At 39.8% G+C, this 21,216-nt stretch carries 23 protein-coding genes; 20 read left to right on the forward strand and 3 right to left on the reverse strand.

Annotated elements, in window-relative coordinates; all coding sequences use genetic code 11:
• The first annotated feature begins 65 nt into the window (after nt 1-65).
• From ACSFXN_RS05700 to ACSFXN_RS05765, 14 genes are all read left to right on the forward strand, one after another.
• On the forward strand, nt 66-1,865 hold the full coding sequence (locus ACSFXN_RS05700) for a sigma-54 interaction domain-containing protein (RefSeq protein WP_437149219.1): 1,800 nt from the start codon (nt 66-68) through the stop codon (nt 1,863-1,865).
• 110 nt (nt 1,866-1,975) lie between these two features.
• Nucleotides 1,976-2,761 carry an SDR family NAD(P)-dependent oxidoreductase gene (locus tag ACSFXN_RS05705; protein ID WP_437149220.1) on the forward strand — a complete coding sequence of 262 codons (786 nt, stop codon included), beginning with the start codon at nt 1,976-1,978 and terminating at the stop codon, nt 2,759-2,761.
• A gap of 38 nt (nt 2,762-2,799) precedes the next feature.
• Entirely contained in the window at nt 2,800-4,173 is a 1,374-nt protein-coding gene (locus tag ACSFXN_RS05710) for an aromatic ring-hydroxylating oxygenase subunit alpha (RefSeq protein ID WP_437149221.1), read from the forward strand.
• Nucleotides 4,170-4,730 carry an aromatic-ring-hydroxylating dioxygenase subunit beta gene (locus ACSFXN_RS05715; RefSeq protein ID WP_437149222.1) on the forward strand — a complete coding sequence of 187 codons (561 nt, stop codon included), beginning with the start codon at nt 4,170-4,172 and terminating at the stop codon, nt 4,728-4,730. Before ACSFXN_RS05710 ends, ACSFXN_RS05715 begins: the two co-directional genes overlap by 4 nt.
• A 39-nt stretch (nt 4,731-4,769) precedes the next feature.
• Nucleotides 4,770-5,009 carry a hypothetical protein gene (locus tag ACSFXN_RS05720; protein WP_437149223.1) on the forward strand — a complete coding sequence of 80 codons (240 nt, stop codon included), beginning with the start codon at nt 4,770-4,772 and terminating at the stop codon, nt 5,007-5,009.
• Between the two features lie 193 nt (nt 5,010-5,202).
• Nucleotides 5,203-5,616 carry an acyl-CoA thioesterase gene (locus tag ACSFXN_RS05725; RefSeq protein ID WP_437149224.1) on the forward strand — a complete coding sequence of 138 codons (414 nt, stop codon included), beginning with the start codon at nt 5,203-5,205 and terminating at the stop codon, nt 5,614-5,616.
• Between the two features lie 30 nt (nt 5,617-5,646).
• Nucleotides 5,647-6,360 (forward strand): CoA transferase subunit A, encoded by a 714-nt coding sequence (locus tag ACSFXN_RS05730; protein ID WP_437149226.1) that lies wholly within the window; start codon nt 5,647-5,649, stop codon nt 6,358-6,360.
• Entirely contained in the window at nt 6,357-7,058 is a 702-nt protein-coding gene (locus ACSFXN_RS05735) for a CoA transferase subunit B (RefSeq protein WP_437149227.1), read from the forward strand. Before ACSFXN_RS05730 ends, ACSFXN_RS05735 begins: the two co-directional genes overlap by 4 nt.
• Before the next feature lie 245 nt (nt 7,059-7,303).
• Nucleotides 7,304-8,176, forward strand: a complete 873-nt coding sequence (locus ACSFXN_RS05740; RefSeq protein WP_437149228.1) for a 3-keto-5-aminohexanoate cleavage protein — start codon at nt 7,304-7,306, stop codon at nt 8,174-8,176.
• Nucleotides 8,177-8,317: 141 nt separating this feature from the next.
• Nucleotides 8,318-9,082 carry a cyclase family protein gene (locus ACSFXN_RS05745; RefSeq protein WP_437149229.1) on the forward strand — a complete coding sequence of 255 codons (765 nt, stop codon included), beginning with the start codon at nt 8,318-8,320 and terminating at the stop codon, nt 9,080-9,082.
• A 290-nt stretch (nt 9,083-9,372) separates the two neighbouring features.
• Nucleotides 9,373-9,609: a ferredoxin gene (locus tag ACSFXN_RS05750; RefSeq protein WP_437149230.1), complete on the forward strand. Its 237-nt coding sequence runs from the start codon at nt 9,373-9,375 to the stop codon at nt 9,607-9,609.
• 201 nt (nt 9,610-9,810) lie between these two features.
• Nucleotides 9,811-10,821 (forward strand): NAD(P)/FAD-dependent oxidoreductase, encoded by a 1,011-nt coding sequence (locus ACSFXN_RS05755; RefSeq protein WP_437149231.1) that lies wholly within the window; start codon nt 9,811-9,813, stop codon nt 10,819-10,821.
• 863 nt (nt 10,822-11,684) lie between these two features.
• On the forward strand, nt 11,685-11,882 hold the full coding sequence (locus ACSFXN_RS05760; protein WP_437149232.1) for a hypothetical protein: 198 nt from the start codon (nt 11,685-11,687) through the stop codon (nt 11,880-11,882).
• Between the two features lie 475 nt (nt 11,883-12,357).
• On the forward strand, nt 12,358-13,365 hold the full coding sequence (locus ACSFXN_RS05765) for a GNAT family N-acetyltransferase (RefSeq protein ID WP_437149233.1): 1,008 nt from the start codon (nt 12,358-12,360) through the stop codon (nt 13,363-13,365).
• Between the two features lie 291 nt (nt 13,366-13,656).
• On the opposite strand, the gene ACSFXN_RS05770 is transcribed toward ACSFXN_RS05765, so the two are convergent.
• The 3 genes from ACSFXN_RS05770 to ACSFXN_RS05780 form a co-directional block, all read right to left on the reverse strand.
• Nucleotides 13,657-14,142 (reverse strand): universal stress protein, encoded by a 486-nt coding sequence (locus tag ACSFXN_RS05770; protein ID WP_437149234.1) that lies wholly within the window; start codon nt 14,140-14,142, stop codon nt 13,657-13,659.
• Nucleotides 14,143-14,406: 264 nt separating this feature from the next.
• Complete coding sequence (locus ACSFXN_RS05775) at nt 14,407-14,640, reverse strand: hypothetical protein (protein ID WP_437149235.1); 234 nt, start codon at nt 14,638-14,640, stop codon at nt 14,407-14,409.
• Between the two features lie 120 nt (nt 14,641-14,760).
• Nucleotides 14,761-15,003, reverse strand: coding sequence for a hypothetical protein (locus ACSFXN_RS05780; RefSeq protein ID WP_437149236.1), 243 nt, complete (start codon nt 15,001-15,003; stop codon nt 14,761-14,763).
• A 780-nt stretch (nt 15,004-15,783) separates the two neighbouring features.
• Between ACSFXN_RS05780 and ACSFXN_RS05785 the strand changes: the two genes are divergently transcribed.
• The 6 genes from ACSFXN_RS05785 (at nt 15,784) to ACSFXN_RS05810 (ending at nt 20,699) form a co-directional block, all read left to right on the forward strand.
• A complete protein-coding gene (locus ACSFXN_RS05785) occupies nt 15,784-16,332 on the forward strand; it encodes an RNA polymerase sigma factor SigX (RefSeq protein ID WP_437149237.1) in 549 nt (182 codons plus the stop codon).
• Nucleotides 16,329-17,462, forward strand: a complete 1,134-nt coding sequence (locus ACSFXN_RS05790; protein ID WP_437149238.1) for an anti-sigma factor family protein — start codon at nt 16,329-16,331, stop codon at nt 17,460-17,462. Before ACSFXN_RS05785 ends, ACSFXN_RS05790 begins: the two co-directional genes overlap by 4 nt.
• 70 nt (nt 17,463-17,532) lie before the next feature.
• Nucleotides 17,533-18,468, forward strand: coding sequence for an ATP-binding cassette domain-containing protein (locus ACSFXN_RS05795; RefSeq protein WP_437149239.1), 936 nt, complete (start codon nt 17,533-17,535; stop codon nt 18,466-18,468).
• The gene (locus ACSFXN_RS05800) at nt 18,452-19,324 is read left to right on the forward strand and encodes an ABC transporter permease subunit (RefSeq protein ID WP_437149240.1); all 873 of its coding nucleotides are present in this window, start codon (nt 18,452-18,454) and stop codon (nt 19,322-19,324) included. The genes ACSFXN_RS05795 and ACSFXN_RS05800 overlap by 17 nt, the downstream gene beginning before the upstream one ends.
• 258 nt (nt 19,325-19,582) lie before the next feature.
• On the forward strand, nt 19,583-20,077 hold the full coding sequence (locus tag ACSFXN_RS05805; RefSeq protein ID WP_437149242.1) for a DUF4871 domain-containing protein: 495 nt from the start codon (nt 19,583-19,585) through the stop codon (nt 20,075-20,077).
• Nucleotides 20,078-20,144: 67 nt separating this feature from the next.
• Nucleotides 20,145-20,699 carry a putative glycolipid-binding domain-containing protein gene (locus ACSFXN_RS05810; protein ID WP_437149243.1) on the forward strand — a complete coding sequence of 185 codons (555 nt, stop codon included), beginning with the start codon at nt 20,145-20,147 and terminating at the stop codon, nt 20,697-20,699.
• The last annotated feature ends 517 nt before the right edge of the window (nt 20,700-21,216 follow it).

Here is a 21,216-nt window from a genome sequence, read left to right on the forward strand (position 1 = left end):
GTCAATTTTTCTGGAGCAGATAAATTACTCTGCAAACATTACGAGTATAGGAAGGCGTGATATGGATGAACAAAAATAACGATATTATCTATACGCTTAAACAATTAATCGATGGACAAAAGTTCCATCAAGATGAGTTAATACAAACCTTGTTTGTATTGAACGCAGAAGATGTGATTATCGGGAAGTTTGATCTTAAAAAAGGAAAATTGTCTGCAGACAAGATTGACTTGGATATCGAGCAATTCATGAAATTCAATCACTTCGCAAAAAATGAAAGCGTTGTCAACTGTTATCCGAGAAATGAGCAGGGTGATTATATTTATATGGCGCCTGTCAATAGCGGTAAAGTTTTTGATCATCACTTAGTTTGCCTTTCTCCAATTGCAGACAGCGCTAACCTGCTGCAACTCCTTACCGTTATTGCAGAGTTGCTGAATACGAAGTTAGTCACCTACAGAACTGTGGAATCTGATTTTTTAGCGAGTGATATTCAAAGTCAATTATGTGAAAATTTCTCCGAAGGATATATCACCATCAACAAAGATGAAATGGTCATGTATGTAAACAAAATGGGAACCGACATTTTGGATGAAAAGGCTGAAAATATCACTGGAAAAAAACTTAGTGAATGCATGGAATTATCTATTGATCCGCTCGAACCTTTACAAACAGGAGTAGGCTGGTCTGAAAGAGAGGTATATGCTAAAACGCATAAAGGCCGACTGCATTTAGTAACAACAGCAATACCCATAAATTCTGCACCCGGGGAATACATTGGGGTCATTTTATTATTCAAAGAAATTAAAAGTGTCAGAAAGAAATTGAATGACATGGTCGGCGCAAACGCAGCATTTCAATTTGAACAAATTCTGTACCGCAGTCCTGAAATGAATCAATTGATTCACCAAGCCAAAATAAGTGCTCAAAACGAAGCGAATATTTTAATTGAAGGTGAGAGCGGAACCGGAAAAGAGATGGTTGCCCAAGCCATTCATAATTACAGCAATCGATCGAAAGGTCCATTTGTAGCCATTGACTGTTCATCCATACCTAGAGACCTGGTGGAAAGTGAGTTGTTCGGCTATATAGAAGGGGCCTTCACTGGAGCGATTAAGGGCGGCCGGATGGGGAAGTTTGAGCTGGCAAACGGAGGAACGATTTTTCTGGATGAAATAGGTGAAATGCCTTTGGAAATGCAAGCAAGGCTATTAAGAGTTATTCAAAGCCGCCAAGTTGTGCGTGTTGGCTCTAACGAACAATTACCGATTGATATTAGAATTATTTCCGCGACTAACAGGAATTTAGAAGAAGAAGTAGAAAAGAAAAACTTTCGTCTGGATCTTTTCTATCGGCTAAATGTCATTCAACTCTCTGTGCCGCCTTTAAGAAAGCGGAATCACGATATTTTATTGCTGGCACAATCATTTGTACAAAAGGCTTCTGCTCGAGAAATGAAAAAACAAGCCCGTATTACACCCAGCGTAGTGGAGGTTTTGGAAAACTACTCATGGCCGGGCAATGTAAGGGAACTTGAAAATGTGATCGAACGGGCAGTCGTCTTAAGCGACGATGTCATTGACCTCGTGCACTTGCCAGAACGATTGCATCGGCAAGAGCTATCAGCTGGAAAACAAGAAGCCCATCTTCCTGCTGACTTTCTAACACCAACAATTTCAGCTTCGTTGAAAGAGGTTGAAATTAACACGATTATTGACGCGGTGAACAGTTGCAAAGGCAACATTACACTTGCAGCTAAGAAATTAGGTATTTCCAGAACAACGGTTTATAAACGGCTAAAGCAATTTGATTATGACTTTGACCCAACAGCAAGGCTTATCCAGCAAAAAAACAAAAACAGGTAAGAAAGACTTTTCCGGAAGTGATTTTCTATAAGGCGATTCATGTAATTTAGTGGTTTTTCAAGAAAAGCGAAAGAGAGAATAAAATTGTTTTAGTAAACGGAGGAATACAAATGTTCAATTTTGATTTTAAAGATAAGGTAGCTTTGGTGACAGGTGCGGGGAATGGCATGGGGAAATGTACAGCTCTTACATTTGCGAAATTAGGAGCATCCGTTGTCGTAGCGGATATTAATATAGATAACGCGACAAAAGTCCGTGATGAAATCAGAAGCGTTGGCGCTTTGGCTGAAGCAGTCCAAGTGAATGTGACGCAAGAAGAGGACGCCGAAAAGATGGTGGCCTTTACCATTGAGAAATTTGGCCAAATTGATTTTTTAATCAACTGTGCTGGAGTAAGTAAAAACATGAAGTTAGTCGAGACAACTGTCGAAGACTGGGAACGTATTTTTGCCATCAATGTAAAAGGTACATTTTTAGGGATCCGCGCAACATTGCCGCATATGATTAAACAACAGTCAGGGAAAATCATCAACTTTTCATCGATGACTGGAAAAGAAGCGTTCGCTAATGCGGTCGCTTACTGTTCGAGCAAATTTGCAGTAATGGGCATCACTCAAGGGGTCGCAAAAGAGGTCGCAAAAGACAATATAAACGTAAATGCCGTTTGTCCAGGTGTTGTCATGACAGACATGATGCATAAAGCGACCGAAGATATGGCTGAACTTCAAGGAGTTACAAAAGATGATATTATTCAGCAATTCAGCGACAGCATCCCCTTAAACCGGCTTCAAACACCAGAAGATATTGCAGGTGTAGTAGCGTTCCTTTGCTCGGACTTAGCAGTGAATATGACAGGCCAAGGGATTAACGTTACGGGTGGGGCACAATTGCATTAAGAATCAATCAGCAATAAACATTTGGGGAGGCGAAGAAGATGGCAGCTTTTGATTATGAAGCAATTAAAGTGGATGAGATTCTGAGTAATTTAAGTGAAGGGTTGAAAACCGGGGTAGTCCCCGCTGAAATGTATGGGAGTCCGGACCTTTATCAAGCAGAGCTGGAACGAATTTATGCCCGTTCTTGGTTGATCATGGGGCTTGAATGTGAAATTCCAAATGCAGGCGACTATATGCTCCGTTACATTGGCGAAGACGAAGTAATTGTTAGCCGAGATGAAGCGGGAGAAGTTAATGTCATGCTCAATCACTGTCGCCACAGAGGTACCGCTGTATGCAAAGACATGAAAGGAAACACTTCCCATTTCGTTTGCCCTTATCATGGCTGGACGTATAAAAATAGCGGAAAATGGATTGCTGCGCCTAAAAAAACGGTCAGTTTCCAGAAGCTAGACGGCGATGAATGGGGACTTTTGAAAGCCCGCGTGGAAGTGCGCTGGGGAGTGATTTTTGCCAATATTGATCCCGAAGCGCCTTCCCTAGATGAGTATTTAGGGGACTCCAAGTTTTTCTATGAACTGTTCTTGGGATTAGATTCTCGAGGTTTACGAGTACTTGGGGAACCAAGCAACTACGTGATGAAGAAAAACTGGAAGATGGGGCTTGAGAACGCTGTCGGGGATAGCTATCATATTTTCTTCGGCCATACTTCCATGGTGGATGTTGGGTTGCTGCCACCGGTAAATGCACTTAACAATAACTATACAAATTGGCACGCCAAAAACAGCGCGACGGGGATTATGTGCAAGGAGTTGGATAGTGTGGAAGGGTTTAAACCAGCCCATACAAAATTCAACGGCTACACACCAGAAATTTTAGATCTTTTTGACAAGAAGGATTTAGACGACCGCCATTGGAAATTTTTGAATGAATATCAGCCATTTATTATTGGTCATTTCCCAAATGCATACATTTTCAGATGGTATTCCCCAGATCCACAGACAGGTGCAATTGCGACATTTTATCAGTTGCGTCTTTTACAGCCGCACGGACCGGGTGAGACAGAAGTGTGCAATATTATGTTTAACTACGCAATTGAGCCTGAGGAAAACTCTGAACTAGCGCATGAAGGGGCATTGTTAATGATGGGAGCAGCAGGAATGCTTGATATGGATGATGGGGCTAACTGGGAAGGCTCAGCTGAAGCTGGAAAGACAATTTTTGCTAAAAAATTAAAAATGAAATTCAACTACCAAATGGGACTGGATGGAATGGGCACATTAAAAGAAGAACATTTTGATCCATCCCTGAATATTATCGGACATCGTACCACTTCCAATGATGCGAATTTACGGAATTTCCACGAAAACTGGTTAAAAGCAATGAGTACAAAGGAAGGTGAACCGGTATGAAAACGTTGAAAATTGATAGTTCTCCTGCAGCAGTCGGCTTTATTTCAGGGCAAGTGCACAAGGAGGTTCTTGATGAAATTAAAGAATTTCTTGATTATGAAGCGATGCTGCTGGATGACTACTTTTTACTGTGGGACTGGTTCAATTTCTTAACAGATGATTTCTCTTATGAAGTTCCGGTTCGAGTTGCGCGTGAACGCCATTCAAGCCAGCCGCTTTTTCCGCCCGGATCGTTTCATCAAAAAGATAATAAGTTTTTTGTGATGAAACGCCTGGAAAGATTGGAAACGGAAAAAGCTTGGGCGGAAGAGTCTCCGTCACGTATTCGACGAGTTATTTCAGGAGTTATGGCAATGCCTGGCGAAGATGAGAATCACTATAGAGTCCGCAGTTCGTTTATATTATATCGCGGTGTCGACCGTGTTGATGGGGACATTCTTTGTGGCCAACGCCACGACATTCTCAGAAGAGATGGAGACGGCCTTAAACTGTCTCGACGTGTAGTGTATTTAGACCACACTGTACTGCCAACCAGAAATTTAGGCTTCTTCTTCTAATTACATCTCAATCAAAAATAACTGTCAGGAGGGGTGAAGATGCAAAACCCGACGAATGGAATGCCCTACGATTCGGACAAAAGCAACCTTGAAATTCTATCCAATGAATTTGCGATGGTTCGTTTCGGTAAAGTAAAAGTGGGCAACGGAGAACGTCTTTTAATACAGGTTCCATCAAGTGGAGACTTTGTGCTGTTAGATCCGATTGTTCTTGAGGCTATTGCGGAATTGGGACATGATGAGCTGTCTCAGCTGTTGGTCAAGGTAAGCGAAGAGTAACTTCACCTGACATAAATAGTGAACTAGGAGTTGGATAAAAACTAGAGTGCTCTGATTACAGATCTTACGAAAATGGTAGATAAGTGTAATTAATAAATAACAGTTTGTGTTAGTTACACTTATACACTTTCTGAAATGTTGAAACGAAAGTGAAAACTAAAAAATAAGCATTAACAAAGAGAGGGGCTTCAAAATGTTTACAAAGAAAATTCGAATTCAATTCGTCGATACGGATGCCTCAAAGCGTATACATTATAGTGCTGTTTTTCGTTATTTTGAGACTTTGGATCATGAATTCTTTCGGTCGATTGGTTGTTCTTACAAAGACCTTTTTGAAACAGGTTATGAAATGCCGCGAGTTCACTTGGATTGCACGTATTTAGGCAGTGTGGAATATGACGATGAATTAGAAGCTTGCGTATCGGTAGCCAAAATAGGCAATTCTTCGTTTACGTATTCCTTCAATTTTTATAAAGCAGGCCAAGTCGTTATAAAGGGTTCATTAACAGTAGTATTTATTACCAGTGCAGACGGCAAAAAAGTGACGATTCCTCCATTTATCAAAGAGGAACTAGAGAAACACTTAGACAAGTCTGCAGTTACATGACTGAATATTTGGAAAAAAGGGGGTCTGAGAATGACCAAAATTTTCGAATCAATCGAAGAGGCAATCGGCGATATTCCAGATGGTTCCACATTAGTAGTTGGCGGATTTGGATTATCCGGTATACCAGAAAACTTGATAATGTCTTTAAGAAATAAAGGAAGTAAGGATTTATCCATTGTCAGCAATAACTGCGGTATAGATGGCTGTGGGCTGGGCTTATTGCTGGAAAATAAGCAGATTTCAAAAATGACCGCATCATACGTCGGGGAAAATAAGCTGTTTGAGGCGCAATTTTTAAATGGCGAAATCGAAGTTGAGTTAGTGTCACAAGGGACATTGGCTGAGAAAATCCGTGCCGGTGGTGCCGGTATCCCGGCATTTTATACAGCTACTGGCGTTGGAACACCGATTGCTGAAGGCAAAGAACACAAAGACTTTAATGGACGTACCTATGTGATGGAAGAAAGCATTGTTGGAGACTTCGCACTTGTTAAGGCATGGAAAGCAGACTCTTATGGGAACCTCGTTTTTCGAAAAGCTTCCCGTAATTTCAATCCATTAGTTGCGACGGCAGGAAAAATAACCATCGTGGAAGTTGAAGAAATTGTGGAGATAGGGGAATTAGATCCTGATGAAATTCATACACCTGGAATCTATGTGCAAAGAGTTGTAAAAGGCAGCAGCTTTGAACGTCGAATTGAACGGTTGACGGTTCAAAGTGCGACAGGGGGAAGTAGCAAATGACGAATGATCGTTTACTCGTTGTCAATCGGGCTGTAAAGGAAATTGAGAATGGTATGAACGTTAACTTAGGCATTGGGATGCCTACATTAGTTGCAAACTATATTCCAGAGGACTTCCAAGTAATGCTGCAATCTGAAAACGGTCTACTCGGAATTGGTCCCTATCCTTATGAAGGAGAGGAAGATGCCGATTTAATAAATGCAGGGAAGGAAACGGTCACCATCGTACCAGGCGGCTCATTCTTTGACAGTGCAGAATCTTTTTCAATGATTCGAGGAGGACACATCGATTTAGCGATTTTGGGAGGTATGGAGGTTGATGGAGAAGGGAATTTGGCAAATTGGATGATTCCTGGAAAGCTGGTAAAAGGCATGGGTGGCGCTATGGATTTAGTTGCCGGTGCTAAACGAGTCGTTGTCATTATGGAACATGTGACTAAACATGGAGAATCCAAAGTCAAAAAACGATGCACATTGCCTTTGACAGGAAAAGGTGTGGTTCATCGACTGATCACTGAATTAGCCGTTTTTGATTTTACTTCAAATGGAATGGTGCTTACTGAGCTGCAAGGAAAAACTACTCTTGAAGAAGTGAAGGCGAAGACTGAAGCGGATTTTACAGTGAGCCCCAATTTAAAACATTGGCTGGAAAGTAAGTTGAGCCAGGAACTGTTGGCCAAATTTAGTGTGTTTTATTGATGGAGAAGGGCCGTTCCAAACAGTGAAGTACAAGACATTATAAAAGGCAGTTTACCGTTTATTGCAGTAGACATTGTGATCCTGATTATTTTAATTGCCTTTCCCCAAATCACTTTATTTTTACCGAGTCACATGTAGGTAGACTAAAAGGCTTGAAGGTGGTGATGTCTAAAATCAGTTGATTTACAATTCGATTTTCAAATTATCAATACAAAATTACTTTACATTCTGAGGAGGATTTTATAATGGCAAAACGAAAAATTATTGTAACTGTAGCACCGACGAGTAATTTCCATGCAAAAGAAGCAAATCCGGCACTTCCAGTTCATCCGGATGAAATCGCGGAGGAAGTATACCGCTGCTATAATGCGGGTGCAGCAATCGCACATATCCATGCGCGTGATAAAAAGGGTATTCAAACAAATGATGTGAACGTATTCAAAGAAATCAATGCTCAAGTAGGGGCGAAAAGCAATATCATTCAGCAGTTCAGCACAGCGCCTGCGATGATTCCAGAAAGTACCATTGACGATGGTTTAGGTGTACTGGATGCAGGAGCTGAAATGCTTTCATTAGACTGTGGGTTGGCAATGGCCCAATACAAAGGGATGGACAAGCCAACTTTGTGGACGCGTGACTGGTTGATCAGTGCTGCGAAAGAAATGCAAAAGCGTGGGATTAAACCGGAGTTGGAAATCTTCAATCACGCACAATTAGAAGACGTAGTGAATATCTTTATGCCGCTTGGAATCATTGATGGTCCGCCATCCTTCAACTTTGTAATGGGGATGAACCGTATGAATCAGGGATCTATCGATTATAGTATTGAAAATATCACACACTTGGTTCGGAAATTGCCACCGAATGCATTGTTTGGCGCCATGGGTATCGGAGCCTCGCAGCATCCAGCGACAATTGCTTCACTTCTGTTAGGCGGAAATGTACGCGTTGGTTTTGAAGATAACGTTTTTTATCGGAAAGGCCAGTTAGCGGAGAGTAATGCCCAATTAGTAGAGCGTATTGTTGGAGTTGCAACGGATTTAGGTTATGAGATTGCATCACCGGATGAGGCCCGTGAAATCTTAGGCATCAAAAAGACCGCAGTTACAAAAGGTTGATAGATAAAAGAAAAATGAGAAATTAGAAAACATAATAAAAGGAAGTAAGCTATTTAAATCTACAAATGCGGATAGATAGTTGCTTACTTCCAGTTTTTTATCATCAACGTTAATCGTTGAAATGTCTGGAGGGGTACTTAAATGAAGATTTACGATCTAAGTTCATACTGGGAGGCAAACCCGATGGCCGAGCCTTGGGAACTGAAAGTTGAGTTTTCAAGCAGTGAAGAACAAGCTGAACAAATGGCAGACCGGTTAGGTTTAAATGTTGATGATTTTCCAGATAGAATGGCCATGTCTGGAGAACATGTGAGCGGAGAATTTTTATTTCACATTGGGACGCATTGCGATGCGCCATTTCACTTCGGCCCAATTTCGGAAGGAAAGGCAGCGCGTACGATCGATGAGTTGCCTTTAGAAGATTTTTATGGAGATGGTGTCGTTTTGGATATGCGCCATAAAGAACCTAGAAGCGGAATTACTGTGGAGGATATAGAAGAGGCTCTTAGAGATATGGAGTATACGATTAAACCCGGTGATATTGCACTTATTATGACGGGCTATGATAAATACATTTATACGGAAAAGTATCTTAAAGATCAGCCCGGAATGACTGGTGAGGCAACAGAATGGTTGATTGATCGAGGCGTTAAGTTAATGGGAATTGATACCTATACTTTTGACCGGCCATTTGGCGCTATGGTAGAAGACGTGAAGGCAGGCAATAAAAGCGCCTTGTTTCCAGCACATTTTTTATCCCGTAAAAAAGAATATTATCACATCGAAAAATTAGCAAACTTAGATTCTCTTCCTGTGAAGCACGGTTTTAAGTTCTGTGCATTCCCGATTAAAGTGAAGAACGGCACAGCAGGATCTGTACGAGCTGTCGCAATGATGAATGAATAATTTCTAAAACTTTTTATTGAAAAGGTGCATTCAGTGAATTCCATCTATATAGATTCCTTTTTTATATAGATGGTTTAAGCACTGTGATCAATTTGAAACCACTCATTAAATCACTTAATCCATTATAACCAAGAAAATTAGTAATAAGCATGGACTATTATGGGGGGAATTGAGCCAAAGAAAGAAGGCCTCGTATTTGGCAGAAGCAGTGTCAGTTCATATTGGCCATACCAGTCAGCGGAAATTTTAGCAAAAGAATTCTTTCTATTATTATACGAGGAGGCAGAATTATGCCGAAATTCACCATTGTAAATCAAAAAACATGTATTGCCTGTGGAACATGCGGAGAGGTAGCACCTAACATTTTTGATTACCTGGATAGCGGAGAGGCCTATGTAATCCTTGATGAAAATCAAGGGAAACAAATTGTTCCAGAAGACCTGCATGATGATCTTGAAGAGGCTTTTGAAAGTTGTCCATCAGATTCTATCAAGGTGTCGAGTACTCCTTTTGACGATGCTGATTAATGCGGAAGTTTAAAGTCTATGCTCATTACCTGTATCCAAAGAAACTAATTAAAGTCTCTAGTTCGTTAGTTGGTTTCTCTAGATACAGAGTACTTATTGAGTTGATGCCAAGTATGAAAAGACTTATTTATAAACTTGAAGACTTCACTGCATCTAGTTAGGCAATTTCAAGAGAGAAGCGGCTATTAAAGGAGTGAGAGTATGAGTGGGAAAATGATGGATATCACTATTATTGGTGGTGGGCCGGTTGGAATGTTTTCAGCTTTTTACGCAGGAATGCGAGGGATGAAGGTGAAAATCATTGAGAGTTTGCCTCAGTTAGGCGGACAACTTTCGGCTCTATATCCAGAAAAGTATATTTATGATATCGCAGGGCTGCCTAAAGTAAAGGCGCAGGATTTGATTAACAACTTATCCGAACAGATGTCTGCATTTCCTGTAGAATTGGCATTAAATGAAACGGTCCAAGAAGTGGAACGTCAAGAAGATAATAATTTCAAGTTAAAAACAAACGCAGGAATACATTATACAAAAACAATTTTAATTACTGCGGGCAACGGGGCGTTTAATTTTAGAAAATTAGAAGTTGAAGGCGAAGAAATCTATGACAACATTCATTATTTCGTCAACAATTTAGAGCAGTTTAGAAATCGCCGATTGGCAGTGTTTGGCGGAGGAGATTCAGCGGTAGATTGGGCATTGATGCTGGAGCCAATTGCTGAAAGTGTGAAAATTATTCATCGGCGAGATAAGTTTCGTGCGCATGAACATAGTGTCTCTCAATTGGAAACTTCAAATGTAGAAAAGTTAACGCCTTATAAACTACATGAACTTATTGGTGGAAACTCTGCGGAATTAATTCGTTTAAAACATGCAAAAGAGAATATAACAATGGAACTGGAAGTAGATGATATTTTAGTTAACTATGGTTTTGTTTCTTCGTTAGGGCATATTTCATCCTGGTCCCTTAACATTGAAGGAAATTCAATTGTTGTAAATTCTCGCATGGAAACAAACATTCCCGGAATATATGCTACTGGAGATATTTGTACGTATGAAGGAAAAGTTAAATTAATTGCAAGTGGATTCGGTGAAGCTCCAGTAGCCATTAGCAATGCAAAAGTCTACATCGACCCAAATTCATCATTCCATCCGCTTCATAGTACTACGATAATGGAGCAGAAAGAAGCTGCATTAAACACTGTGAAATAAGCGTGAATACTTATTCCGGCTTTTCAGAAGCTGCATGAATACAAAGTGAGAGAAGAGGCTGGCAAAGCACATCTTCCCTCCTTTTTTTGTGGGAAAAGTGTACTTTTACGAACGGTTTAATTAAGTAAGGCATAAGAATGGTCGCTTACAAAATAAGTATTTTCTGAGTTATCTCGGGTTCATTTTTTCCGCCTCCCAGGATCCATATAATGGGGACCACATGGTTCTGGATGTCACGATAGTTTTATGCTAATTGGTCAGCAAGTCTAGTCGGAACGCTTATGGGCGGTAGACTGCTTACAAAGAATGCCATGAAAACGGTCGTGTTTTCCCTATCATATTAGGAGCCGTTTTACTGGTATCGCTCGCCACCGCAACATCAACAGGATCGATTATGATTACAATCTTATATGAGACATTTTTTATAAAACTAGCACCCTGTCAAGGTTGCTGGTTTTATTTAATTTGAGAAAATAATGGTTTATATTTCATCACTTGTCGGTAGGTGTATAAGCGGCGTATATAATTTAAGAGTTGGTTGAATCTGTTGCAAAACTGTATCGATTCTGATAAACCTTTCACCGTAAAGCAACTTGTGTATCAGTGAAGTATATGATCGCCGTCTCTTTCAGATTTGGATATGGGAATTTTGTAAGACGCGGTCACACAGGGCTCTCCACACAGATATAGATACTTAGATCAAGTCGATAAAAGACATCAATATATAATGAGATGCGAAACTAACAGCAAATGAATGGAAAAAAGATAATAAATACAATGTATTTACAGAATAAGGTTATATTTAGTTGAAAAGGGTAAACATAAATAACGATCAATGTTAACTAATGAATGGAGGAACTTCTATGCCGCACCAACTGACCTTTTATGAAGTTCTTAAAATCAATGAATTGCTTGCCTTTCAAACAACTTCTCTTGTAAAAAGCAAATTATTTCTTGCAACGGTAAAAGGCAAAACTAATACGCGCCTTTTAGAAAGGGATATTGATTTATCGACCCAAGAAATCAAAAATCTTCGGAGTTTATTATGTCCTGCTTTTTAAATCAGTGAAAAATATAAATTCCCTCAACATTGCAGGGAATTGTTCAAAACTAAGATGATCAGTTGCCATATGACCATTTATCAGAAGTTTTTTAAATACGAGGAAGAGAAGAGGCTGAAAAAGCACCTCTTCTCTTCCTTTCTTTGTTTATAATAGTATATTTTTATGAACAATTTTATTTTATCAATTCCATTTATTTCGTTATATGCTATAAAAATTTTCGGTTTTATAAAATAATGCTTCGGACTCATCTGCACTTAGACAAGGTGAAACGAGCTTTGTTTATTGTAAAAGAAAAAATTTCACTTAATTTTCACTTAAGTTTTATATTATAGATATATATACAGGTAGCTTCAGAGAATCAATACACTGAATGGCTTAGAAGCGACGCATGAAAATTCTCGAATAAATATAAAGAAGCATAAATCCGCAAAACGCATGAGTCGTTCATTTGCAGAGAAAAGGGGGGAATGAGATGAAAGATATCTATTTTGAGGAAAATTATGGCCGTTTATTTGAAGAAATCGAAAACGGAATTTTTCAGGTTTTCAATTTCCAACATAAATTTGGGGTAGTGAAGCATTCGTTCATTAAACGGGAGATTCCTGAGCGGATAGAAGGGCAAGCATATTACGATCTCGTAACGCCTTATGGCTATGGAGGACCCCAAATCCTAAAATGTGAAAAAGGGCGCACCTCTGACTTGATTAAGGCGTTTGAGGCCGCTTTCCAGCAGTATTGCACTGAACGGCGGATCGTCAGTGAATTTATCCGTTTCCATCCCGTACTCAATAACGCGGAGGATTTTCATACTTGTTACGATGTCACTCATCTGCGCTGCACCGTCGGGACCAATTTGAAGGATTACGAACAGCCGGTTGAGATGGAGTTTTCAAAGTCAGCCCGCAAAAATATCCGGCAGGCTTTAAAAGCAGGCGTGGAATACCGCGTGACATTGAACCCAAAAGATTTGACCGAATTCAAGAAAATCTATTATGCAACGATGGAGCGCAATCATGCCGATACGTATTATTTTTTCGGAGATGAGTATTTTAATAACTTGATCTTGCTTTTAGGGAAAAATATACTGCTCGTTGAAGTGCTGTATGAAGGGCGGGTAATCGGTGCTGGATTGAACTTTGTCTATGAAAATTTTGCACATACCCATCTGTCGGGGACCTTGTCGGAATTCCATTGTTTTTCGCCAGCGTCCATTTTAAATTATGCACTGACGCTTTGGGGGAAAGAGCATGGCATAGACTTAATACACGGCGGCGGCGGAAGAACCAATAGTCCAGAAGATAATCTTTATATTTTTAAAAAGCAATTTGGCAGACAGACCGCTTTCAAATTTTATACCGGGCGAAAAATCTGGAATGAAAAAATTTATCAAGAACTGTGCGCTTGCCTAGGTGTTAGAGAGGAAACGGAATTCTTCCCAGCCTATCGGTCAAAATCAATTGTCTTATCCAAATCGTTGTGAATAAAAAACGAGGTTTCGAAAAGGTTGATACAAATCTTGTAATAAAAGCAGACAATTCAAAAGCTCATTATCATAAATTGGATGGAATTTGGAATGTAGAAATTGAAAAAAATTATAATTTCCGGCTTTATCGGATATTTCGCTTATAAATAAAAAAGAATGAAGCTGACCGAGCACTTATCCGTCAGCTTCATTCTTTTAATATCTCTGTATAATCCAAGAATCCAAGTTAGCTGGACATCTAGTTAACTTGGCTTCTTTGGAACTTAGAAGCAAGAATCCGCCACATTATTATTTAAGATCAGCTCTTTTTTGATCTTCTGCTTTCTCGGATTCACTTCTGCGGACGACTAAAACATCACAAGGGCTGGAACGTACAATATGTTCAGACACGCTTCCCATCAAAAAATGCTCAACCGCATTCATGCCTTGGGCTCCGCAGACAACTAGGTCAGCCTGCACCCGTTTTGCATAATCGCGCGAAATGACCTTACTGGGGGAACCTGGGGTGACAAATACATTTACTTCAGGAAGGCCGGCTGCTTGGGCTTCCTTTTTGTAATTATCGAGAAGTTCTCTTCCATGCGCAAAGACTCGATCATCCTCTATACTTGGTACACGTTTTGTCATGGCTGAGTAGGAACGGGTATCAACTACATAAATCAGATTAAGAATGGCGTTGTTTCGCTTGGCGATTTCAACTGACGTTTCAAATGCACTTTTAGCTTCATTTGATCCATCAACAGCTGCAAGAATGTTCTTATATTCGAATGTCATCTGTACCTCCTCCTGTCATCATTAATGTTAGTACGTATTATTTCTCCAATTCAAAGATGATATCCTGCAAGTAATCAGAATAACTTTTTTCTGCTTTTAGGGTATAAAAGAAACGCTCAAGACCCGGTTTTTGCTGGTTCAGCAAAATTTTATCCAGACTAATTGCGGAGTTGGTTGTGGGAAACGGAGTGAACTTGGAGGAGGAAACTTCATGGGTCTTGTCCAATCGCAGCGAACAAACAAAAACTCCCTTTTTTAAGGAAGTCAGTTAGTTTTATTGGCATGAATTTTTTCATAGAGAGCTTCAGCTGCTTGATCGATCGACGTATAATATTCAACTTGCAGATTTTCACTTGATGTCACTTCAAGGATGAACGTACCTTTTATGCACTTCACCATGAGCGTATCATCCACGCCAATCGAGAAGGAATGGCTGATAGAAGAAGTATTAAAATTGCACGAAATCTGCAAGAGATTCTTAATGTGTTCCAGCTTCATAAATATCGCGCTCTTTCCATCTGTGACTTAGTTGATACATGTTTATAGGAATTCCAGGGTTCGGCTATATAGATTTTACCCTGTTTTCCAGTTTTTAATCGAAAAAAAACCCCTGAAACATCAGGAGTTAATGCTCAAATCATAAGAAGCTAAAAAAGCAACGATGTACTCAGCTGTTTTTTCAAGTGAATCGCTTTGAATAACCTCTTGCGTATGTACATTGGAAATTTCAAAAGTAGTGGTGCCTGCCAGACAACGAACAGATAAGCTTTGACCGTCTTCCATAGTGAATACCTGATTGATGTTAACGGTATTGTATTCACTCATTGTCTCTAGAAAAACCTTAATGCTGTTATATTTCATATGAGAAATCTCCTTTCCAACCATGGAAAGTGACTAAGAAAAGTCTGAAAGAATCCATTTGTTTCTGGACATTAAGCGTAACATGGAAGAATGCCAATCTCTAGCAAAAAGGCTCTTTATTTTTAACTCTTGAAGGCTTGCAGATAAAAAGGATTTAGAGACGAGAAGTTACTATTGAAGAATAAAAGAAATTAAGCTACCGCATGTGGGGCTTTTAACTATTTCGCAAAATATGGATTAGTTTTTGGAACTGGGCCGGGCGGATTACGACCGCTTTGAGCAATATGTAATTGGGAGATAATGAAAGAGAGCTTGTCAGGCCGTTTTAGCGGCGAGACAAGCTTTCTTTTTTTCTTTCAGGAACAACTAGCCTTTTTGCCGGCATAAACTATGGACACTTCGCTGCTTTTATTCGTTATGCCCAAGTTCAAGAAGGTTATGCCCAACTTTCAATCATTTATGCCCAAGTCTCGGATGGTTATGCCCAACTGCAGGCACTATATGCCCAACTCGCCAAAACAATGGGTGCCTATTTAATTGTTGCTTTTTTATTTCATTAATTTTTTTGCATATTCTTTAAAGGAAAGTGAAAAAATGAATAAATATTTATTGTTAATCGATAAATAATGTGTTAAATTCATAATGAAAATAATTACATAAAAAGCTGCCACAGTTAGTCATCATTTCTAATCCTATTGAAAAAAGAAATGTCTCTTAAATTGTCATAAAATTATGAAATCCGGTGTCTTTATAATAAGGGCTTTTTGAAGGGAGGAAATAATGATGGAGGTGAAGGCGAATTTGTCCAATGACAAAAACAATTCGTCAAAAGAAGATACATTTCAGAATTTATTCAAACAACATTACTCTCTTGTCGTCCGGAAAGCTCTCGTTATTGTGAAAGAACAAGCCATTGCAGAAGATATCGCCCAGGAAGTATTTGTAAAGTTGTATCATACGGATCGAAAAACAATTGAAAATATACATGGCTGGCTGACAAAAGTTACTGTAAATACAGCCTATAATCATATTCGAACTGAAAAACGCCATCATGCCCGTAAAGACAAACAAAAAATCTATGAAAACAGTGCATCTGGCTCTGTTGAAGAGCGGTACATGGAACTTGAAGACATCAATGAAGTTCAAAAAATATTAATGAAATTATCTGAGCGGGACCGCGATATCTTAATCATGAAATTTTCAGGATACAGTTATGAGGAAATTGCAAAAGACAAAGGCGTAGAAAAAATATCCATTGGCACTTTATTGGCTCGCGCTAAAAAACGGTTTAAAGATTCTTATATGGAAGAAAGGGGAGAAGATAAATGACGTCTCATGATTTAGGAGTGCTGCAGGCTTATTTAGATGGAGAAGTTAGCCGTGAGCAGAAAAAACAAATTATGAAGCATTTAGAGAGCTGCCATACTTGCCGTGAAAAAATCGATGAATTACAAAAACTGCAGTCTTTTTGTGAACAAACCTTAGAGGTAAAAGACATCCATGTTAATACGAATCAGGCATGGTCAAAGTTCGAGGGAAATCTTAAGCATGCTGACAATCAGAAACTGGCAGAAAATAGAGAAGTGAAAAACAGAAAGGGATGGAGTACATTGAAGACGAAAACGAAACGTTTACTCTTATCAGGAGCCGTAGCAGCAGCGTTATTCAGCTCATTTGCCCACCCTCAAGTCCGGGTAGAAGCCAATCAATTTCTATCCTTATTCCGTGTGAATCAGTTTGAGGTGGTGACATTGACACAGAATGATATAAGTGAAATCGAGAACTGGGTCAGTGAGAATAAGGAAGGATCTCTCGACTTGAAAGGCATCGGGCAATTGGAAATGTCAGAGGCTGCTGGAGAGACAACGTATTTTGAAAGCCAACAAGCAGCTGAAGCAGCCGGCCATTCAGTACCTGCGCTACGGGAAGTTGACGTCGAGGGTGTAAGTGTGATGCCGGCATCCACGATCACATTTACTTTGGATGTAGAAAAAGCGAATCAGTTATTGGCTCAGTTAGGTTCAGACCAGCAGTTTGAAGCCCAATTAGATGGAAAGCCTTTTTCCGTATCAACATATGAAGCTGTTCACACAGATTACGTGATGGATGGCCAATACATCTCTTATATGCGCACGAAATCTCCGGAAATCGATGGTCCTGAAAGCGTGTCGATCGAGCAGTTGAGAGCTACGCTGCTTTCTCTCCCGTTCTTGCCTGAAAATGTGAAGACGCAGCTGGCCGGTATTGACAATATTGAATCGACATTGCCAATTCCTTATGCTGCAACAGAAGGATCCACCATGACTGAAGTCCGTGTAGGCGATGCTCAAGGTTTTGCCATTGAAAGTGAAGAGCATTCCTATATTGTTTGGCAGGCAAATGGTGATATTCATACAATTTTTGCTGAAGGCAAATTGGGTACAGATGAATTGATTGGTTTAAGCGAACAAGTAAATTAATGTGAAATTAAAAGTTCAGAGTGGCCACGTTCCGCTCTGAACTTTTTTCTGAACATGAGGGAGGAAGAGGATGAACGTAATTCAGACGAATTCGTTAACGAAAACATACGATGGAAAAGGCGGCATATCAGATGTGACCTTGTCCATAGGAGAGGGAATTGTCTATGGTTTTTTAGGTCCGAATGGCTCTGGAAAAAGCACTTTTGTCCGGACGCTTCTTGGCTTGCTGCAGCCGACAAGCGGAGAAGGGTTTATTCTCGGAGAACCGATTGGAACGACAAAATCACGGGAACAGGTGGGCTATCTACCCGAGTTGTTCCGCTATCCTGACTGGTTAACTGGAAAGCAGCTATTGGACAGCCATGCGGAATTGTGTAAAATACCCGTCCGGCATCGGAACAAACGGATTGAAGAAGTCATCGAGTTAGTCGGAATGACCGGAAAAGAAAGAGGCCGGATCAGTGGGTTTTCAAAAGGGATGAGCCAACGAATTGGTTTAGCCTGTGCCATTTTAAATGATCCAAAGGTGATTTTTTTGGATGAGCCCACTTCTGCACTCGATCCGATCGGGCGCAAAGATGTCCGGGATCTCATGGGCTATTTGCGAGATCAAGGGAAGACGGTTTTTTTAAATAGCCATCTGCTGCATGAAGTCGAGTCCTTATGTGATCAAGTGTCAATTATCCACGAAGGAGAAATGATTGTTCAAGGACCATGGCGAGAATTGATGATGACGGAAGCACAAGTGGAAGTCGTCACAGCAGGGTCTATCGGAGCGCCATTTCCTGCCTTTGTGACAAGCTATCGTAAAGTCAAAGCAGAAGAAGGGCGTATGCGTTGGCTGATTCAGCTTGAAAGTGAAAGTGATATACCCAAAATCCTTCATTATTTATCTTCCCAAAGAATTGATGTGTTTGAAGTAAAGCCGATCATCCCGCATTTAGAAGATGTTTTCATGCATTGGGTGAACCAGAAAAAGGAGAGCGCTTATGTGGACAATCGGTAAATTAACCATTAAAGAAATGGTATCAAAGCGTATTTTTTTGATTACCATTATTATGACGCTCATTTTTCTGGCGCTTTATGGAACGGCCATTTATTTTGCTGGAAAAGAAGGAGCAGAAGAAGTCGGGAATGCTGGCCAAGGAACTGAAGTGGTGTTAATGCAGCAGTTTATCGCTTCGCAGCTTTTAGGAGTCGGCCTTTATTTTTCGTCTTTTATTACAGCGTTGCTGGCAATCATGGCCAGTGTCAGTTCAATTTCAGGAGAAGTGGCAAGCCATCAAATTGATACGTGGCTGATGCGGCCGATTTCCCGGTCCCAGTTTGTCCTGGGGAAGTTTATCGGATTAGCTCTTCTGATGATTGCTTATGCCGTCTCCTTATTTTTCAGTATCATCTTGCTGCACCAAGGGATTGGAGCAGACTGGATGGCGTTGGACATTAGCCTGGCACAGATGATCAAAGCCGTAAGTGTGTTTGCGATTCAGCCGTTTGTTTTAATCGCGTTTGGGTTATTGTTGAGCACACGCATGACTACCTTAAATGCAGGGATTGTGGCCATTATCTTGTACGGAGCAGCTTTTATCGGAGGCTTTATCGAACAATTTGGAGCGGTAATCGAGAAAGCGAGCCTCGTAAACATCGGGATTATCATGAGCCTTGTTTTTCCGATAGATTCCATGTATCGCAAAATGACCATTTTGTTATTTGATACAACGGATAACCCATTATCAATGGCGCAAGGAGGGATGTTCACCAGTGTCTCGGTCCCAGGCAATGTGATGATTTGGTATGCGCTGTTGTACGGAGTAGTGGCAGTTCTTTTTTCGATTTACAGTTTTAATAAACGAGATGTGTGACAGGCTTTTTGTTTTAAAAGTAAATGATGTTGGTGTTTTATTCGTCTGTAAAGGGAGGTTCTTTCCTTTACGGACTTTCTTTATTTTGATGCATGAAAACTATAAAATCCTATCAAATTTCTACTTGCAATAAATGAATGAAAAATTTACGTTCTCCATTAAAAGAATATTCAAACCCCTGTATTCGTAACTGTATATATCTGGTATATTTGAAGCGAAAGAGCGCTCCAAAAAGTATGGTTACAGGAGGGATTTAAAGTGAAACGGCTTCTAGTACTCTTCTTTTCAATAATAGGCCTTATCGTTCTGACAGGCTGTGCCGGTTCCTCTGATAAAAACAGCAAAATCGAGGCAGAAGAAATGATTAAGGTTGAAAACTGGAAGGAAAGCCCTCTTTTTGAATCAAATAATTTCTCTATGATTGGTCAAGAAGGCCGAGCAGGGTTTATTTATGAAAACAGTGAGGTAGACCGCTTTTATACAAATCGCATAAATAAGTATATGTGGCATTTCTGGGGAAGTGAAGAAGAACTTTCCGGTGCCTTTCAAGTAATCGGGACCCATGAAAAAAGAAAAGAGCCAATCGTTGTGGTGCCGGAAAGGGAAGGACAATCATCCCTTAGCCCGAATAACGGAGCCGATCATCATATTCCTTCTAATATGGCATTGCCTAAAAAAGGATTATGGAAGTTGGACGTAGTCATTGACGATAAAATAATTGGCACTGTTTTTGTAGAGGTGCATGAGAAATAGCATTGAAATTTTTCATGCTTATCTAAGAAGCAGCATATGAATAAACAAGTCTTGAAGAGGTGTGATTATGTTTTCAAAAGAGATGGTCTGGGAGACCAAAGAAACGTTTGGCTGTGAGTATTTAAATCTTTTTACTAAAGAAAATGCCATTCTTGCAGAAAGTACAGTAATTTATTTGGATAGAAATTCTCCTATACAAATCGATTATCAGATGGAATTCGACGATTTATGGAGAACGAAAAGCGTGACCATCAAAGACAGAAAAGGGAAGGTCTTACAGATCACTTCTACTGGAAAAGGGGAGTGGTTTGATCAGCACGGAAACAGAATGAGTGAGTTAAATGGAGCGATTGATGTGGATTTATCAGCCACTCCTTTCACTAACACGTTGCCCATTAACCGGGTTAACTGGAAGCTTAATCAACAAAGAGAGTTTGAAATGGTCTATGTTTCTGTTCCTGCGCTGGACGTACAGAAAGTGAAACAGACCTATACTTATATTGAAAACAAAGGGATGCACAGGTTATTTAATTTTCAAAGCCAGGATTTCGAGTCATTCATCACCTTTGATGAGTTGGGTTTTGTAGTGGATTATCCCCAATTGTTTACTAGAAGGTATTAAGGTTTAGTCTGATGATTTGTAGATAAATCAGAAGCAATGATTCATCGAGTGGTACGAAACGGAAACTTTCTATGCGCATATTCAATTCCATTTAGGAATTCTTTTATGATGAAACCCAGTGGGTTTTAAATCGTTTATATCTGTTCTTATGTAGATGTCTAGGCAAACCACTTTCTTCTTCAAATGATGATTATAAAAGTGGATGATCAGATTCTTGGACTTCACTAATTGCTCATTGATTCTATGGTTGTTTACTATTGTTTTATGTGAAAGGTACTTCAATAATTTCTTCTTCAACTTTTGGAGTTCTTTGGTAAGTGTCACAGAGACGTATCAAAATCAATAAGAATAAGAGTATGCATAAAAAAAGCGGCTTTCTTTTCATCTGATTCCTCCAATATTTTTTATGAAATTCGTTTCGTTATCTTAAAAAAAGCATAATTCAGCAATAAAAGATTGAAATTAAACGTATGAAATATGTATCACTCATAAATAAAAGAAATGGATTAAAGATTTG

Origin of the sequence: Planococcus sp. 1R117A (assembly GCF_051417975.1) — a bacterium.
In the GTDB taxonomy this organism is placed as follows: Bacteria; Bacillota; Bacilli; order Bacillales_A; family Planococcaceae; genus Planococcus; species Planococcus shenhongbingii.

Coding starts and splice junctions, on each gene's coding strand:
- ACSFXN_RS05700 (WP_437149219.1), top strand. CDS start 66: ATGAACAAAAATAACGATATTATCTATACGCTTAAACAATTAATCGAT.
- ACSFXN_RS05705 (WP_437149220.1), top strand. CDS start 1,976: ATGTTCAATTTTGATTTTAAAGATAAGGTAGCTTTGGTGACAGGTGCG.
- ACSFXN_RS05710 (WP_437149221.1), top strand. CDS start 2,800: ATGGCAGCTTTTGATTATGAAGCAATTAAAGTGGATGAGATTCTGAGT.
- ACSFXN_RS05715 (WP_437149222.1), top strand. CDS start 4,170: ATGAAAACGTTGAAAATTGATAGTTCTCCTGCAGCAGTCGGCTTTATT.
- ACSFXN_RS05720 (WP_437149223.1), top strand. CDS start 4,770: ATGCAAAACCCGACGAATGGAATGCCCTACGATTCGGACAAAAGCAAC.
- ACSFXN_RS05725 (WP_437149224.1), top strand. CDS start 5,203: ATGTTTACAAAGAAAATTCGAATTCAATTCGTCGATACGGATGCCTCA.
- ACSFXN_RS05730 (WP_437149226.1), top strand. CDS start 5,647: ATGACCAAAATTTTCGAATCAATCGAAGAGGCAATCGGCGATATTCCA.
- ACSFXN_RS05735 (WP_437149227.1), top strand. CDS start 6,357: ATGACGAATGATCGTTTACTCGTTGTCAATCGGGCTGTAAAGGAAATT.
- ACSFXN_RS05740 (WP_437149228.1), top strand. CDS start 7,304: ATGGCAAAACGAAAAATTATTGTAACTGTAGCACCGACGAGTAATTTC.
- ACSFXN_RS05745 (WP_437149229.1), top strand. CDS start 8,318: ATGAAGATTTACGATCTAAGTTCATACTGGGAGGCAAACCCGATGGCC.
- ACSFXN_RS05750 (WP_437149230.1), top strand. CDS start 9,373: ATGCCGAAATTCACCATTGTAAATCAAAAAACATGTATTGCCTGTGGA.
- ACSFXN_RS05755 (WP_437149231.1), top strand. CDS start 9,811: ATGAGTGGGAAAATGATGGATATCACTATTATTGGTGGTGGGCCGGTT.
- ACSFXN_RS05760 (WP_437149232.1), top strand. CDS start 11,685: ATGCCGCACCAACTGACCTTTTATGAAGTTCTTAAAATCAATGAATTG.
- ACSFXN_RS05765 (WP_437149233.1), top strand. CDS start 12,358: ATGAAAGATATCTATTTTGAGGAAAATTATGGCCGTTTATTTGAAGAA.
- ACSFXN_RS05770 (WP_437149234.1), bottom strand. CDS start 14,142: ATGACATTCGAATATAAGAACATTCTTGCAGCTGTTGATGGATCAAAT.
- ACSFXN_RS05775 (WP_437149235.1), bottom strand. CDS start 14,640: ATGAAGCTGGAACACATTAAGAATCTCTTGCAGATTTCGTGCAATTTT.
- ACSFXN_RS05780 (WP_437149236.1), bottom strand. CDS start 15,003: ATGAAATATAACAGCATTAAGGTTTTTCTAGAGACAATGAGTGAATAC.
- ACSFXN_RS05785 (WP_437149237.1), top strand. CDS start 15,784: ATGATGGAGGTGAAGGCGAATTTGTCCAATGACAAAAACAATTCGTCA.
- ACSFXN_RS05790 (WP_437149238.1), top strand. CDS start 16,329: ATGACGTCTCATGATTTAGGAGTGCTGCAGGCTTATTTAGATGGAGAA.
- ACSFXN_RS05795 (WP_437149239.1), top strand. CDS start 17,533: ATGAACGTAATTCAGACGAATTCGTTAACGAAAACATACGATGGAAAA.
- ACSFXN_RS05800 (WP_437149240.1), top strand. CDS start 18,452: ATGTGGACAATCGGTAAATTAACCATTAAAGAAATGGTATCAAAGCGT.
- ACSFXN_RS05810 (WP_437149243.1), top strand. CDS start 20,145: ATGTTTTCAAAAGAGATGGTCTGGGAGACCAAAGAAACGTTTGGCTGT.